This window comes from Clostridia bacterium (assembly GCA_017620395.1).
Classification (GTDB): Bacteria; Bacillota; Clostridia; order Oscillospirales; family RGIG8002; genus RGIG8002.
On sequence record JAFZQJ010000016.1, the window covers coordinates 19034 to 38882 of the forward strand.

The 19849-nt window shown below is 53.5% G+C and carries 6 protein-coding genes; all 6 read left to right on the forward strand.

What is annotated here, in order from left to right; genetic code table 11:
- Positions 1–67 precede the first annotated feature (67 nt).
- Positions 68–7465 carry a DUF3131 domain-containing protein gene (locus J5441_03060; GenBank protein MBO4934134.1) on the forward strand — a complete coding sequence of 2466 codons (7398 nt, stop codon included), beginning with the start codon at positions 68–70 and terminating at the stop codon, positions 7463–7465.
- A gap of 177 nt (positions 7466–7642) precedes the next feature.
- Positions 7643–8386 (forward strand): DUF4886 domain-containing protein, encoded by a 744-nt coding sequence (locus J5441_03065; GenBank protein MBO4934135.1) that lies wholly within the window; start codon positions 7643–7645, stop codon positions 8384–8386.
- 44 nt (positions 8387–8430) lie between these two features.
- A complete protein-coding gene (locus tag J5441_03070) occupies positions 8431–13116 on the forward strand; it encodes a leucine-rich repeat protein (protein ID MBO4934136.1) in 4686 nt (1561 codons plus the stop codon).
- Between the two features lie 51 nt (positions 13117–13167).
- Entirely contained in the window at positions 13168–17910 is a 4743-nt protein-coding gene (locus J5441_03075; GenBank protein MBO4934137.1) for a leucine-rich repeat protein, read from the forward strand.
- A gap of 40 nt (positions 17911–17950) precedes the next feature.
- Positions 17951–19072: a hypothetical protein gene (locus J5441_03080; protein MBO4934138.1), complete on the forward strand. Its 1122-nt coding sequence runs from the start codon at positions 17951–17953 to the stop codon at positions 19070–19072.
- Positions 19073–19138: 66 nt separating this feature from the next.
- A partial coding sequence (locus tag J5441_03085; GenBank protein ID MBO4934139.1) for a carbohydrate binding domain-containing protein occupies positions 19139–19849 on the forward strand: 711 nt, incomplete at its 3' end.

Consider the following 19849-nt stretch of genomic DNA (forward strand, 5'->3'; position numbering starts at 1 on the left):
CGTATTATTCCGAGATAATATCACAGACTAATTGATAATACCGAACTGTTTGTGAACGGAGAGCTGTATGAAAAACGAATGTGATAAAAACGGGCTGCTTCTCGCCGGAAAGAAGGCCGATATCAGCTCCGTCGGATGGCGGGCCTCTGCAATACGCAAACTGAGACGCCTGACGGCGCTAAACTTGAAAACAATCGGCGCGGCTTACAGAAAAGCCACCCTCGGATCGCTTCCCGCGACAAAAGCGTCCGCGGCGCGGGAATGGCTTTGCGATAACTATTATTTGATCGACAGCGAGGCTAAATCCGCTGTTGCGGGAATGAACAGGAAAGAAAAACTGCCGGCGGCAATCGACGGTTTTCCCGTTGTGTATCATTTGGCTCGATCTCTGATATCCGAGGCGGGGAAGGCGGGGCGTGATGAAGCGGAGGCTTTTCTGACGGGCGTGCAGGAACACTATACGCTGTCAAACGAAGAACTCTGTTTTTTTCGCGATATGCTTATCGCGGCAATCGTTGAAGCTATCGCCGCAGAGTGCTCGAGAATCGTTACGGCGGACGGCGGAAGCGGAGAGAGTATGTCGGACTGGATCGGTACGCTGCGGAATCTGTCCGGAGCGGATATGACCGAATGCGTGGAAAGACTGAGCGTTACCGAATCGCTCCTGATGCGCGATCCCGCCGGAGTTTATCCTGACATGAGCGATGCTACGAAGGAGTATTACCGCGCATGCGTTGCGCGCGGAGCAAGACGCGAAGGAGTCAGCGAAGCTCAGTTCGCTGAGAACTCTCTGAAAAAAGCCGAAGAAGCTTCGCGCGGTAATGCAGAAAAGCACGTTGGATATTACATTGTTCCGAATGAGAGTAGGACCGCGCCGAAGGTTTTTACTGCTCTTTACTTTGCCGCTCCGTTTCTTATAGCGTCGGCGCTCGCTGTTATTACCAAAAACGCGCTTGTTGCGCTGATCCTGCCGATACCGTTGTGGGGACTGTGGTACGCGGTGCAGGAAAATGTTGCGTCAATCGTTGTGAGGCGCAGGTTTGTATGCTCGCTCGATCCTGTAAAAGTATCCTGTTCGGGTACCACTGTTGCTGTGTCATGTCTTATAACGTCGGTCGATCAAATTAAAAAGCTCGCCAAGAATCTGCTGCGCGTCAGGCTGTCGGGCGGAGTTGAGCGTTGCGGGCTCATCGCAGATTTGAAGGAAAGCGACAGCGCGTCGCGGCCTGAGGATACACACTTGCTTTCCGTTATCGAAAAGGAGATACGCAAACTGAACGACGAGTTCGGCGGCGGCTTTTTCTCTGTTGTGCGCAGACGTGTTTTTTCCGATACCGAGGGGAAGTATATCGGCCGCGAGCGAAAGCGCGGAGCGATTACAGAATTCATACGCTATATAAACACCGGAGTCAATAATTTTTTATCGATGACGGGAGACTTTAAGGGCGTGGTCGGATGCGATTATTTGTTGGCGCTTGACGCCGATACTTCCTTATCGATAAACGCGGCGGCGGAACTCACCGCCGTGCTCGAGCATCCGCTGAATAAAGCCGTGGTGGTTGACAATCGTGTTGTATATGGGTTTGGAATCGCGGTGCCGCGGTTGACTACCGATATAGAATCATCGTCGAGAAGCACTTTTTCGCGTATTTTTGCAGGCGCCGGCGGTCTCCACAACTACGGCGGCGCCGGTGCCGATTTATACAGGGACGTTTTCGGAGACGGTCTCTTTACCGGGAAAGGTTTGATAGACGTTAAGGTCTTTTCTGCCGCTGCAGACGGTGCGTTTCCGAAGAACAGGGTGTTGAGTCACGACGTCGTTGAAGGCGGTGTTATGCGTACGTGTACCGTCTCTGAAACCGAACTGTCGGACGGGTTTCCTACAACGGTGAAATCGTGGCTTATTCGTCAATCGCGCTGGATAAGAGGCGATTATCAGAACGCATTATTCCTTCTGAGACGACGGAAAAATGACGCGGGCGAGCGGGTCAGAAATGAATTCGCCTTGTCTGACAGATTCAAGTTATTTGATAATATCAGGCGAGCGTTCACACCGATCTTTTCGATGGCTTCGATTATCGTTTGCGCTTTGACGCACTTTCCATATAGGCTACCGGTTCTGTTTCTGTCGTTTGCCTCCGTTTCCGCGGGCGACGTTATCGCAACGGTCAGAGGGGTATTCAAACCGCGAATTGCTTTCCGCAGGTATATTACAAAAGGCGTCACTGCTTTTCTCGGCGGTTGCGGTAGGATACTGATCAACGTCATGATGCTTCCGCAGCTTGCTGCGTCGTCTTTTACGGAATTGGCGAAATCCGTCTGGCGTTCTCTGTTTTCTCACAAAAGACTGCTTGAGTGGGTTACTTCGGCTGAAGCGGAAAGCGCAAAAAGAAACGGTATAATAGATTATTATCTTTTCTTTCGTTTTACCGCCGTGGCGGGCGTCGCGTCTATGCTTGCGGGAAGTCTCGTTCTTGCGGTTTCGGGAGCGCTCTGGCTGATCGCCCCGGCTGTCTTCTGCGATTTGTCGCGGCCGGCGAGGAAGAAAGACGTTGTCATCGATCAGGAAGACGAGGAACTATTATACTCATTTGCGGCTTCGATGTGGCGTTTCTTTGACAGATACGTTTCGTCCGAAACAAACTTTCTTCCTCCAGATAACGTACAGTATTCGCCCTACAGAGTCGCCATGCGGACGTCGCCGACTAATATCGGGCTTTATTTGTTGTGCGTTCTCGCGGCGAGGGATCTCGGTTTTATCGACAGTCCGGAACTGTTTGAACGCGTATCGTCAACGCTTAACAGCCTCTGTAAAATGAAAAAATGGAACGGCAATCTGTATAACTGGTATGACGTAACTACGCTTCAACCGTTGAATCCCGAGTATGTTTCTACAGTCGACAGCGGTAATCTTTTGTGTTGCCTGACCGCCTTAAAGGAGGGTGTGAAAGACTATTATTGGGAATGCGCGGAGCTGCGCGACGTTTGCCGTATTTGCGAAAGCATTACCGCGGAGACTGATATTTCCGCCCTTTATAACAAGCGCCGGCGCTTGTTCTATATAGGCTATGACGCCGTGAATGATACGTTCAGCAACAATATGTACGACATATTGATGAGCGAGGCGCGAATGACAAGCTATTACGCGATAGCGAAAAAAGTTGCCGATAAGCGGCATTGGGGGACGCTCGGGAGACTGTTTGCCGGTACGAACGGATATGCGGGACCTCTGTCATGGACCGGCACGATGTTTGAGTATTATATGCCGCATCTTCTGCTGCCGGTTATTTCCGATTCGCTCACGGACGAAGCGCTTCACTATGCGCTGTATTGTCAAAAGAAGCGGACTTCGGCGCTCAAACTCCCGTGGGGCGTTTCGGAAAGCGGCTTTTTCTCGTTTGATCTGGGACAGAATTATCAGTATAAGGCTTTCGGCGTTCAAAAGCTCGGCCTTAAACGCGGGTTGGATAAAGAGCTTGTTATTTCCCCGTATTCCACGTTTTTGACGCTCCCGTTTGCTCCCGCTGAATCGATATCAAATCTGAAACGCCTCATAAGTATGGGAATGAACGGCGAGTTCGGACTCTATGAGGCTATTGATTTTACGCGTGCGCGGACGGGCGGGGGATCCGCTGTTATAAAAAGCTATATGGCTCATCATACGGGTATGTCGCTCGTGTCGGTCGTAAATTGCCTGCTTGGGGGAATAATGCAGAAGCGATTTATGAGGGATGCCGATATGCGCACCGCCCAAAAGCTGCTCGAAGAAGCGGTATATGACGGAGTGTCGCTTTACAAAGCCGCGGACGCCGATACGAGGATAAAGGTGAAGAGACGCCCGGATGAAGGGCTCGTATATAAAAAGAGCGATTACTTCCGTCCGCATGTTCTGCCTCTGTCAAACGGGGAATTCACTACTGTTGTTACCGACGGCGGCAGCGGTTTTTCGACCTGGAACGGCATAGACGTAAACTCCCGTAAAAGGGATTTGTTTTCGACTCCGGCCGGATTGTACGTCCTATTGAAAGAAAGCGGTAAACCGCCGTTTTCTATTACTTCCGATCCGCTGCGCGACGGCGGAAGCCGCCTTACGGAGTTTTCGTCAACTTCTGCGGTTTTTTCCGCTGTTTTCGACGGCATGGAAGCCGCGATGCAGGTGACCGTACACGGCAGGATCCCCGCGGAAATACGCATCATAAAAATCGGTAATACCGAAAGGCGGAAAAAAGAAGCTGAGCTTCTCATTTATACCGAGCCCGTTCTCAGCGGGTGGCGCGATCATTCAGCTCATCCGGCTTTTTCCGATCTGTTCATAATGTGCGAATACAGGGCGGACGAGAGGTGTCTGCTTATGTGGCGGCGCGGAGACGTTGATGAGGACGCGTGCGTCGCGTACGGATTCGCAGACGCGAATATCGGATTCGATTTTGAAACAGACAGAAGCGTTGTTCTGAAAAAGGGCGAAGGAGTCTTTTCTCTGCCTAACGCGTTTGACGTCGGGTTTTCGTGCGCGACGGGAACGCCCGTCATTCCGTGTGCCGCGATCAAAGCAAAGGTCAGTCTGCGAGGAAGAGGCAGTGCGACGCTCGTTTTTGTTCAATGCGTCGGACGAAACAGGGAAGAGGCGATATCGCGGCTCCGCATAATCAGAAGACAAGGGCTTCAAAACATGATGAAATCATCCTGGGAGGCCGGTATGTCAGTATCGGGAAACTGGGGTTCCGACGAAACGCGTCTTCTCGGAGCCGTGATCCCGTGCGTGCTTTTTGATACTCCCAAGTCGCCGGCGACCGCGAAAGCGGCTCGGGCGAACACGCTGGGCAGAAAGGCGCTCTGGACGATGGGGATTTCGGGGGATAACCCGATCGTTTCCTGCGTGCTTTCCGGAGCGGGAGATATCTCTCGCGCCGTGAAGCATATTAATGCGCATTCCGTTGCGGGGATAAAGGGTATAATTTACGATTTGTGCATTATATACCGCGAAGGAGGCGCGTACGAAGGGGAAATACGTTCTTTGCTGGAAGAATCTGCGCTTTCGGAACGAAAAGGCGTGTTTCTGATTGACGAAGAAAAAGCAGGTGCCGAAAGAGTCGGGCTGCTTAAGGCGGCGAGCGTGTATTGCGAAGTGTGCGGTGAAACGGATTCTTGCGACGCGCCTCCCGGAACTCCGTTTCGCGCAGCTTCCGGAAAGGAGGCCGAGTATTCGGGAGAAGCCGAGAGCTTTGTTCCCGGCGGCGCATTTGAGTCGGACGCCTTCGCCGCATATCCGCAGAAAAGCAGCAGTCCGCTTCCGTGGTGCTTTCCGCTGGTGAACGCCTCCTTCGGGACGCTTGTGTCCGATTCGTCGCTCGGGTTTTCTTATTTTATGAATTCGCGCTTGAATCAGATGACGAGCTGGAGCAACGACTATATGACCGATAACACCGGAGAACGGCTGATAATCGAATCCGGCGGCGGGTATCGCGATATTATTCGCGGAAGCGTTGCGAGATTCGGACGCGGTTTTGCCGAATTCTTCAGCACGAACGGAGTAATCGAGTCGCGTACCGAGGTGTGTGTGCATAAAAAACTGCCGGTCAAAATAATAAAGGTTACGTTGTATAACCGCTCCGAAAAACCCGTAAAGGCGCGGCTTGCGTACTACGCCGAGCCTTTTTGTGAGGGAGCTCAGAGTCTTGTTAAGGTTTATGAGTCGGGAGATCTGCTTTTCGCAGAGAATCCTTATAATGACGACTGGCTCGGGATGACAGCGTGCGTTTCATGCTCGAGTGAAAACGTCCGTTTTCAGACGGGGAAGGAGAGCTTCTGGTCGGGTAATTGGGATAAAACCGGCGGCATGTGCGAACGCCCGTGCGCCGCCGTTATTTCGTCGGTTGATCTTAAAGCCGGGGAAAGTACGGAAGTGTTCTTTTACTTTTCTGCCGGAAAAAGCAGGCGTGCGGCTGCGTATCCTCATATTCTATTCTCCGAGCGTCCTGCGGAGACGGAAAAACGATCTGAATGCGGGAAAACAGCGATCACGATAAAGACGCCTTCCGAGGACCTTGACAGACTTATCAATTTCTATCTGCCTTATCAGACGAAGGCTTCGCGCGTTTACGGAAGAACCGGCTTTTCCCAAAACTCGGGAGCTTACGGCTTTCGCGATCAGCTCCAGGACGTATGCGCGCTGCTTTATTCGGATCCGAAACTCGCGGAACGCCACATTTATAAGGCCGCTTCCGCCCAATTCGAGGAAGGAGACGTCCTTCACTGGTGGCACAAGCTGCCCAAAGACACGGGAGGGTTCAAAGGCGTCAGAACGCGCTGCTCAGACGACCTTTTCTGGCTTCCTTATGCTGTCGCCGTGTATGTTGAAACGACCGGAAACATTGAAATATTATCAAAAAACGTCAACTTTATAACGGGTGACAATCTGCGATACGCCGAGAGTGAAAGATATATTTCGCCTAAAGTCGGCGGCGTAGGCACAATCTACGAGCATTGTAAGCGTGCGCTTGAACACGGATACAAGATCGGGCGTCACGGATTGTTGCTTTTCGGCTCCGGCGACTGGAACGACGGGATGAACAAGGTCGGCGTAAAAGGAGCCGGAGAAAGCGTTTGGCTGACAATGTTCGCCTGCGCGGTTATGGATAAATTCGCGAACGTGGCGGAAGCCGCCGGCGATAAAGCTTTTGCGGATATATTGCGCGAAAGGAACGCTTTCTTAAAATCTGCGCTCGAAAACTGTTGGGAAAGAGACCGTTATATCAGAGGTTATCACGATAGTGGAGAAAAGCTGGGCAGTGCTGATTGTTCAGAGTGCCGCATCGACAGCCTTCCGCAAAGCTTTTCCGTATTTGCGTGCCTTGACAAGGACAGGTCGATCAAAGCTGTTATGACGGCTATGCGGATGCTGATATCAAAAGATGACAAGATCGTAAGGTTGTTCGATCCGCCGTTCTGCAATACTTCAATCGACGTCGGATATATCAAACGCTATCCGGCGGGTATCAGAGAAAACGGCGGGCAGTATACTCACGCGGCGGTTTGGCTCGCTATTGCGGCATTCAGACTCGGAATGTGCGATGACGGTGCGGAAATACTTGAAATGATCAGTCCTATAACCCATTCGTTCGAACCCGCCTACAAGACCGAACCGTATTTTCTCGCCGCTGATATTTATACTGCGCATATGCAGTCGGGGAGAGGCGGATGGACTATGTACACGGGCGCCGCCGCGTGGTATTACCGCGCTGTTATAGAGGAGATGCTCGGCCTGAAAAAACGCGGCCGCAGACTATATATAGATCCTCGCGTTCCTTCCGGTTGGCAGGGCTTTGAAGTTGCATGCGAGCTTGACGGTACGGAACTGAAAATTACCGCCAGGCGCACTGGGAAAAAGCGCGTCTTTTCAAACGGAACGGAGGTGGATTACGTCGCCCTTGACGGAGGCGAAAAAACGGTAATTGCGGAGTATTGACGCGAATTGCGCGGTGAATGCGGAGAGGCTGTTCTTCGGGCGGCTTCTCCGCAGGTGTTTTCAGTCGTTTTTGTTGAAAAATATACAAATATACACTTGATTAATGAGCGTGAATGTGTTACAATCTACAATGTATAAGGGTGTATTATGCGATAAATAGAAAGTTGAGGTACAAAAATGAACGAAAAGAAGCTTTTAATGATCGGAAATAGCTTTTCCTGGAACGCTTATACCTATCTGCAGAGCATAGCCGACAGCAGTCCGATGAAGCTTAAGGTTGGAGATCTTTGCTACGGCGGATGCAGTCTCCAGATGCACAAGAATTTCTTTGAGACCGGAGCCGAGGTTTACGGCTACGAGCATACCCGCAGAAAGAGCAACGGTTCCTGCGATATAAACACTGCGCTCGAGAGCGACGACTGGACTCATATTTCGCTGCAGCAGGTCAGCGGACTTGCCGGTAATTTTGACACGTATCAGCCGTACCTCGATTACGTTTACAACTACGTTCACAAGCGCGTACCGAACGCGGAGATAATAATACATCAGACGTGGGCGTATCAGCACGATTCCACACACGAACATTTTCCCGATTTCAATTGCGATCAGGACTATATGTTCAAGTGTGTGAAAGAAGCCTACTTCCGCGCTGCCGAAGCGATAGGAGCGAAGCATATAGTGCCGTCGGGCGAAGCGTTCCAGCTTGCCAGAGCGAGCGCTATCGGCGATACTCTCTGCGAGGACGGTTTCCACGCCAACGCCAAAGGGCAGTATCTCGCGGGCGGTGTCTTCTTCGAGGTCGTGACCGGCGGATCGATTTATGATTCGACCTTCAAGCCGGATAATATTAACGACGGGGATTTTGCGATTCTTCGCGACTGCATACACAAGGCCTGCGATATGTACGGCAGATGCGAATAAGATCCGCAGGGCATGCTTTCTGATTTTTAATGGTGGTTGATGAGATGAAAAGAACGATTACAGCGCTGATAATAATCGCTATGCTGGCTTCGCTGCTTCCTTCCGCGTGGATACACGCCGAAGGCGATGCGGACGCGCTCCGTGCGCAGCTTTCGCAAGCCGTTGATTCTGCGCGTCCGCTTCTCTATAAGGACAACAGCGAGCAGACCGAGAAGTATCTTTATGACCGGATTCTTCGCGCGGAGGCGGCGCTGTTTGAAGGCAACGCCGACGCGGAAACGCTTTACGGACTTCTGGAAGAGGTGGGTAACGGGATCGATTTTCTCGCGCCTATGAAGGGAAGCGAGCGTGTCCGGCTTATGTCATTCGATTACGTTACCTCTGACGATATCGCGCTTATGGCGAACAATGTCGGCGTCGTCAGCGTTGACTCCGAGAATAAGCCGGAAGCCGCGAGGCAGTCGCTGAAGATCGTTTCCGATGGCGGTATCGTTTATGATAACTCTTTCGAAAACGGCGTCGCGGGAGCTTCTCCGTTCGGTATGGATATGTTTGATACCGACGGACTTCGTCTTTGGATATGCTCCGACGCGCCCGCGACTGTTTCTCTGACCGTGGGCAAGCGCGCCGAAGCCGGCTGCTGTTCGCTTACCGCTTCCGGTATTCCCGTTGAAGGCGAAGGGTATATAACGATCCCGTATTATATGTTCGTTCCCGACACGGACGGCGCTCGGATCGAGACCGACGGACTGATGAATTATATCCGTGTTGTCTGCGAGGGCGCGGATACGCTTTATATTGCGGATCTCCACGCTTATCGCGAGACCGTCGACGTTTCCGGAAGGACGCCCTATTCCGAGGAACGCATCATTACCAGAGGCGGGATCGTCGATAACGCTAATTATAAAATCTACTCCGTTGATTCCTACGGCACCGATAATCCGAAAGCGGTGACCATAACCACTCAGATGAACAACTACGTTTTCACGCTTGAACCCGCGGCGGAGGGCGATCCTGCGCAGCTCTGGCAGTTTACGCCGGACCCGTCGGGTAATTCGACTTACAGAATCATCAACAAAGCGACCGCCTACGCAATGACGATGGGTAACGCCGCGACGGTGCTTACGTATGACACAATCGATTATAACGATACGACTCAGGAATTCGCCCTTACGGCGACTAAGGGGGAGTTTACTCTTCAGGTCCGCGGCGTCGCCAAGCTTACGCACGCCGGAACGACCGTCAAAGGCACGGCTTCAAACTCCTTTAAGAAGTTTGTGATCTGCAAGGTCAACGACGGCGGGTACGTACAGACGTGGAGCGACGAATTCGACGGCGACAAGCTCGATGATAATATCTGGCGCGCCGACACGGGATTCTTCTTCGGCGGGAAAAACTCCGCGCTTTATATCGATTCCGACGAAACCGCTTTCGTCGAAGACGGCGATCTTGTTCTGAGAACGCTTAACAGAGATCACAACGGTTATGAATCGGTCGCTCCGCATATTCTTTCCAGCGGCAAATACGCTATAAGCTACGGACGCGTGGAGATACGCGCAAAGATGCCTAAGGGATTCGGTATGTGGCCGGCGCTCTGGATGATGCCGGTCGACTCGATGAATATGGCTCGTTCCGAGATAGACCTTATGGAAATGCCTGTCACCGCCGACGAATACGACAGCCAGGGCGACAAGCTCTACGCCAGGCAGATTGGAACTCTGCACTGGACGAATCCGGCCGGGACCGAATACCTTGATAAACGCGTGGATATATACGCCGAGAATTTTGAGGATCTCGCGAACGATTATCACACTTATACTGTCGAGCTGGATACCGATCAGGTGCGTATGTATTTCGACGGCGCGCTTTGTATGTCGCTCAATCTCGATGACGACGGAAAGAGGTTCGCGTACGGTGACGTCGCGAGGTATATCATTCTTTCCTCCGGCGGCATCGAAGGAATCAGCGGCGCCGTTCTCGATCCCGAGAGATATTACGGCGACAAGGAACTCCGCGTCGATTACGTCCGCGCATATATCCGCTCCGAGCAGGGAACAGACGATACGCCGGATTTCACTTCCGATCGTTCCACCGTTACGTCGCAGGGCGTCGAGTATCTCGGCAGGGATTCGAACTTCTTTATGTCCAGTTTCCCGATGGATATTTCTGCGGACGGAACGCAGGGGATAATGGCGGATCAGTCCGGCATACTCTGCGTCTTCGATCCGCGCACGGGCGAGGTGCTTCAGACGGTGCCCACCACGATAAACTACAGGGCGTTTATCAGCGCCGCGTATTCTCCGGACGGCAAAAAGTTCGCGGCCGGCACCATGAACGGCTGCGCTGTAATATACGATACCTCCGATTTCTCAAAAGCGCCCGTCAGAATCAACAACGGCGCAACGATGCATTACTGCCTCGCCTTCACAAAAGACGGCGAACATCTGATCGCCGGCGGTTTTAACGGAGGCGCGCAGGCGCAGAGAAACCCAAATAACGGTTCGGTCACTGACGCGCACTATATCAGAGTTTTCAACGCCTCTACCGGCGCGCTTGAAAACGAGATATTTGTTGAAAGCGACCCGCTCTCCGCAGATCTTTCGCCGGACGGGAGTAAACTTGCGGTTACCACCACGAGCGCCGGCGTGTTTATTTTCAACACGGGCGACTGGAGCGAATACGCTCACTTCACGACCGAACACGTGAACACCGTGCAGTTCTGCCGCTTTTCTCCGGACGGTTCGCTTCTTGCGACCTCCGACGAAGCGGGCGAAGTCGTTATCTGGAGCGCTGCCGGTAAAAACGCCGTGCGCAGACTCGATACCGTCAACGAAAGCTCGGTCAGGAAATTCGCGTGGTCTCCTGACGGAGAATACATAGTTACCACCTGCACCGACAGCGCCGCCCGCGTTTACAGCGTCGAGAGCGGACGCTGCGTATCGCTCCTCGGCGGCTTCTCCGGACAGATCCACGAGGTCGCGTATTCGCCGGACGGCAGATTTATCGCCGCGGCTTCGCTTGACAGGACGATGAAGCTTTTCTATGCGGACGGAACTTACGTAAGTACGCTTATTCCCGGCGAACAATCCAATTACGGCCATATTGCGTCGAAAATATGCTTCACTCCCGACAGTAAATACGTTTATACGTCGAGTTATTCTTTCCCGTCCTGCGTCAATAGATGGGAGCTGCCTCAGACGGCCGACAAATCCGTCCTCAAGGCCGCGATCGACGCCTGCTCCGGGCAGTCGCCCGAGCTTGAGAACGCGAAGGCGGTTTACGGCATGAAGTACGCTTCCGCTAAGTCGGTCGCTTCAGCGGCCGCAGCGCTTACCGGTACCGCGCTTCCGGCTTCTTTCAGAACCGTATCCGTTTCGGCGGACGGCGAATCCTTCGCGGAATCCGCTTCGGTATTCCGCAACGGCTGGCTTTATATAAGCGCAGAAGTATCGCGTGCGTGCGAGCCTTCCGTCGTTATCAAAAAGAGCGGCGAACTTCCGGTCGAAATGCCCGTCGGTCAATTCAAGATTTCGTACGTCGACACGGGCGACGGTTACGTCAGACTGCTTCTGAGGATGCGTGCCGCCGAAGGCGAATACACGGTTTATTTCGTCGATTCCGACGGCGAAAGCTCCGCAAGCGCTTCCGTAATCGTGAGCGATGTTGCGACCACCCGCGATTTCTTCTACACGGTATCCGGCGGCGAGGTCACGATAACCGGCGCCAAGTGCGGAACCGAATCGGTTTATATTCCCGACTATATCGACGGTTATCCCGTAACTGCGATAGGCGACTACGCGTTCCAGAACTACGGCCAGACCGTATTGCATATGAAGCTCCGTCTCCCGTCGACATTGAAAACCATCGGTGCATACGCGTTCTACGAATGCACCTCGCTTGAGGAGCTCGATCTCCCGAACGGACTTGAATCGATAGGAACATACGCCTTCGGCAGATGCCTGTCGCTTGCGCACATCGACGTTCCGTCGAGCGTCAGAACGCTCGGATACAACGCGTTCTATTACGCGCGCGGCACGTCGTATATAAAGGTCGGGAGCGGTCTTAAAAACGTTCCGGGCAATACTTTCTATATGACGGTCAGCAACCGTTGCTTCATCTTTGATGAGGGCGTGCAGACCGTTCAGGGGTATATCTCGTCCAACGCAAGGCTGATAAAAAGAGTGTACGTTCCTCGCAGTATGACGAATATGAACAGGAATTTCATATCGAATATGCTCGGCACCGTAAAGCTTTACGGATATCCCGGGACCTACGCGGAGACCTTCGCCGCTTCGGACGCGCGCTTCGAGTTCGTGCCGCTTGCGGCTCCGGCGATCACCGGCGTTGAGGAAGGGAAGACCTACGACCTTTACGACGGACCGGTCGCCGCCTCCTGGAACGACGGTCATATAGCGTATCTGAATGGAAAGACCTACTACGCCGACAGACCGATTACCGAGCCCGGCGAATATACGCTTAAGGTCGTCAACGGATACGATGAGTTCACGACCGAAATCAGCTTTACCGTTGTCGATACCACTCCGCTCAGGGGCGACGCCGACGGAGACGGAGTTATTACCGTTTCCGACGCGCTGCTTACGCTCCGCGCCGCTGCGCGGCTTTACGCTCCCGCGGAGAAAGTGACCGCAGCCATAGATCTTGACGGCGACGGAGAAATCACCGTTGCCGACGCTCTGGCGGTTTTGAGGATCGCCGTAGGCCTTGATTGAGTTTAAGTATAACTAACTGACGAACGCCATGCGTTCGGAACGGAGGACAATATGATCAAGAGAGTTATTACCGCCGTCGTGATGCTCGCATTTGCGATATCGCTGCTTCCGTCCGCGCTGATTTCCGCGGACGCGCCTTCGGATCAGCTGCGTCAGCAGCTTTCCGCCGTGATGGAGTCCGCGCGCCCGCTGCTTTTCAAAGACAACAGCGAGCAGACGGAGAAATATCTTTATGACAGATATCTCCGCGCCGAAGCGGCGTTGTATAATCGGTTTGCCGCGGAGGATGAACTTTCCGCGCTCATCTCCGAGCTTTCCTCCGGGATCGAACTGATCGCGCCTATGAAGGGCAGAGAAGACGTCAGACAGCTTTCGTTTGACACGCTTACAGACGCCGATATCGCGCAGATGTCTTCCTCCGTCGGCGCTCTTCGTCTCGACGCGGAGCATAAACCGGAAGGCGCGGCGCAGTCGGTCGAAATATCCGGCGACGGCGTTCTCGTTTACGACAACTCTATTCCCGGCGGAATTGCCGGCGTTTCTCCCTTCGGTATGGACGCCTCCGATACTGACGGCTTACGCCTCTGGCTGAGCGTTGACGCGCCTTCGACCGTCGCGCTTACCGTCGGAAAAGTTTCCGCGTCCGGCGGTTATTCGCTGACCGTATCGGATATTCCCGTTGAGGGTGAAGGGTATATCACCGTTCCGTATTACTTCTTCGTTCCGTTTGGCGACGGTGCGGAGATCGAAACCAACGGTCTTATGAACAGTATTCGCGTCGAGTGCGAAGGCGCCTCCGTGCTTCGCATCGCGGGGCTCTGCGCCTACCGCGAAATCGTCGACGTTTCAAATCGCAAGGCCTATTCCGAGCAAAAGATAAACACCAGAGCCGCGATAGTCAATAACGCTTATTATAAGATTTATACCGCTGACTCTTACGGTACCGATTCTCCGAAAGCGATCACGCTCGGCCCGGTTCCGGATGAGACCGCTTTTCTTTGGGAAGGCGCTATAAATACGAAGGATGAAAGAATGTCTTACAGTATCGAGCCGGCGGAAGAAGGTCTGCTTACTCAGCTCTGGCAGCTTTCGCCCGATCCTTCCGGAAACGGTACGCTCAGAATAATAAACAAGGCCAGCGCCTGCGCGATGAGGATACCTTCATCCGCTTCTCTGGTGTTCGATAAGGTCGATTATAACGATATTTATGAAGAGTTTTCGCTTTCCGCCGCAAGAGGAGAGTTCACAATTCAGGTGAAAAACGTCGGCAAGCTGACCTACACCGGCACCACATTAAAGGTCACCGGTTCGTCGACTGTTAAGAAGTTCGTTATCTGCAAGGTCAACGACGGCGAATACGTCAGCACGTGGAGCGACGAGTTCGACGGCGAAGCGCTTGACAGTTCAATCTGGCAGGCGGACAGCGGTTTCTTCTTCGGCGGCGGCAACAGCGCGCTCTACGTCGATTCCGACGACACCGCCTTTCTCGAGGACGGCAACCTTATACTCCGCACATTCGCCGGCGACTATAACGGCTACCAGTCCAAAGCGCCGCACCTGAAGACGAACGGAAAATACGCGATGACTTACGGCAAATTCGAGATCCGAGCGAAAATGCCGAAGGGCATGGGAATGTGGCCGGCGATCTGGCTCATGCCCGTCGATTCCATGAATATGGCGCGCTCCGAGATCGACCTTATGGAAATGCCCGTTCAGCACGACGATTACGTTAAATACGGCGACGATCTTTACGGTCAGCAGATAGCCACGTTCCACTGGAGCGACGCGAGCGGTAAGAAGAACTGGGCGAAACCGCTCTACATATATTCCGAAAACAAAGTATCTCTCGATGAGGATTACCATGATTACGCTGTCGAAATCGACACAGATCAGGTGAGAATGTACTTCGACGGCGCGCTGATCGTAACGCTTAATCTTGTCAACGACGGCATCAAATTCGCTTACGGCGATGTGCCGAGGTATATCATCCTTTCATCCGGCGGTATCCAGGGCGACGGCTACTGCGTCGTGTATCCGCAGTACGAATATCACGACAGGGAAATGGTAGTCGATTACGTTCGAGTTTCGGTCCGCGAGGAGCAGTTTACTGACGATACGCCCGACTTTACGGCCGACTCCTCCGTGCAGAGAGCGAGCGCCGTCGAATACATGGGGAGAAACTACAACAGCTTTATGTATAACTTCCCGATGGCGATCTCGCCGGACGGAACGCAGGCGGTAATGGCAGATCAGGCCGGCTTCCTCTGCGTATTCGATCCCCGCACTAACGAGCTGCTCGATACCGTTTCCACGGAGAAGTATAACGCCTTCCTCTCGGTCGCGTATTCGCCCGACGGAAGCAAGGTCGCCGCGGCGACCATGACCGGTTCGGTTATAATATACGATACTTCCGATTTCTCCAAGGCGCCTGTGAAAATACACAACGGCGCGACTATGCAGTATTCACTGTGCTTCACCGCCGACGGTCAGCATATCGTAACCGGCGGTTTCAACGGCGGCGCGCAGTCGCTTAAGAACCCGGTAAACAGTTCCGTTACCGAGCCGCACTATCTCCGCGTATTCAGCGCGGCGAGCGGCGCGAAGGAGCATGAGCTCTTCGTCGAAAGCGATCCGCTTTCGATCGACCTTTCGCCCGACGGGACGAAGCTCGCGGTGACGACCACCAGCGCCGGAGTGTTCGTTTTCAACACCGAAGACTGGAGCGAATACGCTCACTTCACGACCGAGCACATAAATACGATCAACCGCTGCCGCTTCTCTCCGGACGGTACTTTGCTCGCGACCGCTGACGAAGCAGGCGAGGTCGTTTTTTGGAACGTTGCCGATAAGGCTGCGGCAAGCCGCCTCGACACCGTCAACGAAAGCTCGGTCAGAACCCTTTCGTTCTCGCCGGACGGCAGATATATCGTCACAAACAGCAACGATACCGCCGCCCGCGTTTACAGCGTTGAAAGCGGCAGATGCGTTTCGCTTCTCGGCGGATTCGACGGCATAATCAACGAGGCGGCGTATTCGCCGGACGGCAAATACGTTGTCGTTTCCTCGTTCGACCATACGCTCAAGCTCTTCGCCGCCGACGGAACGTATATCAGCACTCTGCTTCAGAAAGACGATCTCCAGTCAGAAGGTCACGTTTCATCCGCGATATGCTTTACCCCGGACAGCAAATACGTGCTTTGCACCGAGATTTCGCTCCCGTCATGCGTTAACCGCTGGGAGCTGCCCAAAAACGTTGACAAGTCCGCGCTGAAAGCGGCGATAGATGAATACGAGGAGCAGGATGAAAAGCTCGAGAACGCGCAAAAGGTGTGTTCGCTTAAGTACGCCACAAGCACGATGGTTTCAGAGGCGCTTGCCGAATTGACAGGCGAATCCGCGGAGCCTTCCTTCCGTTCGGTTTCCGTTTCCGTTGACGCCGCTGACTACGCCGCTTCGGCGAACGTTTTCCGCGACGGCTGGATATATGTCAAAGCTGACGTTTCGATCCTTGCGGATAACGTTTTTGTTGAGATACTCAACACCGCCGAAGAAAGCAGCGTGCGTATACCCGCCGGTCAGCTTAAAATGGGCGGCGAGCTTATAGACGCGCCTTATGAAAGCGTGCTCATGCGCACGTATATAGAGAAGGCGGGTAACTACCGCATCCGCCTCGTCAACTCCGATACCGGCGAGATTTCCTCCGCCGTTACCGTTTCGGTTGACGAGAACGCCACGACGCGCGACTTCCTCTACACCGTAAACGCCGACGAAACGGTCACGATCAACTCCTGCAAGACGGGAGCCGAGTATCTGTATATACCTGATTACATAGACGGATATCCCGTTACGAATATCGCCGACTACGCCTTCGCGAACTACGGCAGGACCGTGCGCCATATGAAGCTGCGTCTGCCGACAACGCTGAAGCGCATAGGCAACTATTCTTTCAGCGAGTGCGCTTCGCTTGAGGAACTCGAGCTGCCGGAAGGCCTTGAATACATCGGGCAGTATGCGTTCCAGCGCTGCCTCAGCCTCGCGTGCATCGAAATACCCGACAGCGTAACAACCCTCTCTGCAAACGCTTTCAATTACGTCCGCGGAGCGAGATACGTCAAGATCGGCGGCGGATTGACTACTGTGCCGGGAAACACCTTCCCGTCGTCGATAGGCAACAGATGCTACATTTTCGCCGAGGGCGTTAAAACAATCAACGCGAACGTTTCGAATCTGGCGTTTCTGCTTGAGCGCGTTTATATCCCGAGAAGCGCGACGACCGTCAACGCGAGCTGCCTGCGCGGACCTTATTACACCGTCAAGGTTTACGGTTATCCCGGCACCGCTGCCGAAACATACGCGGCGACGAGCGACAAACTCGTATTCGTGCCGCTTGCCGCTCCGGTGATAAGCGGAGTTGAAGATGGTGAAACCTACGACATTTATGACGGAGCCGTCAGCGCAACGTGGGACGACGGCCACGTCGCATACCTGAACGGCGAGTATTACGACGCCGGAAAGCCCATCACTCAGCCCGGCGAATACACGCTCAAAGTCATCAATGGCTACGATGAGTTCACCACCGAGGTGAGCTTTACCGTGGTTGATACCACGCCGGTTCCGGGGGACGCGGACGGAGACGGAGAGATCACCGTATCCGACGCGCTGCTGACTCTACGCGCGGCCGCGGGACTTTACGCTCCGAGTGAAAAGGTGACGGCCGCTATCGATCTCGACAGCGACGGAGAGATCACGGTAGCCGACGCTCTTGCGGTTCTCAGAAAAGCGATAGGACTCTGATTTAGAAGAATTATTTAATAATAGTCTGGAGGAATACCAAGTGAGCGACGTTAACGAGTACAACAATGAAGTCGAAGTGATCCAGCAAACGACAACGAGGGAAGAGACGGACAAGAAGTGTCCGTCCTGCGGCGGCGTTATGGATTTCGATCCGGTTTCCGGCGGACTGCTTTGTCCGTACTGCGGGCACCAGCAGGCGATACCGCCTCATGAATCGAACGAGGAACGCTGCATGGAGCAGGATTTCTACTCGGCGGCCGAAAGGGGAAACTGCGACTGGGGAGTTGAGAAAAAGACCGTCATCTGCAAATCCTGCGGCGGCGAGTCGATTTACGACGCGCTGCAGATAGCCGACGTATGCCCCTACTGCGGTTCGAATCAGGTTATGGAGGAGGCGGCCGTTAATACGCTCGCTCCAGGCGGCGTTTGCCCGTTCAGGATCGATGCCAAGACCGCGGGCGAAAGATTCACCGCGTGGATCAAGAAAAAGCTTTTCTGCCCGTCGAAAGCGAAGCAGAGCGCGCGCCCCGACGCCTTCAAAGGCGTATATCTGCCTTACTGGACGTTCGATTCCCAGACAGAAACGGACTATACCGCCCGCTACGGTATAGACCACACCTATACAGACAGCAACGGAAACACCCACACAACCACGACGTGGTACAACACCTCCGGGCATTATTCCTGCTTCATAGACGATCAGGCCGTCTGCGGCACCACGCGTTATAACGAGGCGACGCTGCGTTCGATCGAGCCGTATGATACCGCGAATAATAAGAAGTACAAGCCCGAATACATAGCGGGATTCATTTCCGAACGCTACTCTATCGGACTCAACGACGCGTGGGAGAAGGGAAAAGGCTACATATCGTCCCGCCTCGAATCGGATATTACGGATCAGGTCCGCAGAGCGCACCACGCCGACCACGTCAACAGCGTCAGAATGGCGACGAAGTATTTCGATATTAAATATAAATATCTGCTGCTTCCGGTATGGCTGTCGTCGTTTAAGTATAAGGAAAAGATATTCCAGTTCATGGTCAACGGCGAAACCGGAAAGGTCGGAGGAAAGTCCCCGGTATCCGCGCTGCGCGTCGCTATCGCGGTCCTTATCGGCCTTGCGCTTGCCGCCGGACTGTTGTATCTTTATACAAAGAAGTAATGAAGCGGTTTGTCAACCATATTAAGTTGACTATGCGCTATACTAATCAGTTTAGGAGGAATCACAATGAAGTCAAGAATGAAGAGTGTCATTGCTGCGCTTCTCGCGTTTGCGATGATCGCGACGTCTTACGTCGCGCTGCCGGCGTCGGCGAAGACCGCGGGCGATAATCTTATCGTCAACGGCGGTTTTGAAGACGGCACGGACGGATGGCTCATCTATTCCGGCACGACGCTGTCTACCGAAGCGCATACCGGCAGCAATGCGTTGAGTCTTTTCGGCTCAAACAAATACGAAAAGGTAGCCAGACAGACCGGTATCGCTCTTGAGGCGAATAAGGATTACACCTTTACCTTCTGGGCGAAGGTCGCGTCGAATTCTGCCCAGGGCGCTTCCAAGGGTTTCCATATATATATTATGGATAAAAGCGGCGCTACCAAGATAGGAACCGTTTATTTCGGCCTTACCTCCGATTGGAGAGAATACACGGTCGATTTCAACAGCGGCGATTTTACCGAGTGCTATATCAATATATCCACTCCCAGCGCACCGGACGGCGGTATCGCCGTTATTGATGACCTCGTTATGCAGAAGGTCGAGGATCCCGACACCGCCATGATCAAGAACGGCGGCTTCGAGAACGCCACCATCGATCCGTGGCTCGTTTATTCCGAAACCGCGCTCACTGCGGAAGCGCACGAGGGCGCCAAGGCGCTCTGCCTTAAAGCTCCCGCCGGCTCCGCGAACTACACCAAGGTCGCCAGACAGAACGGCATA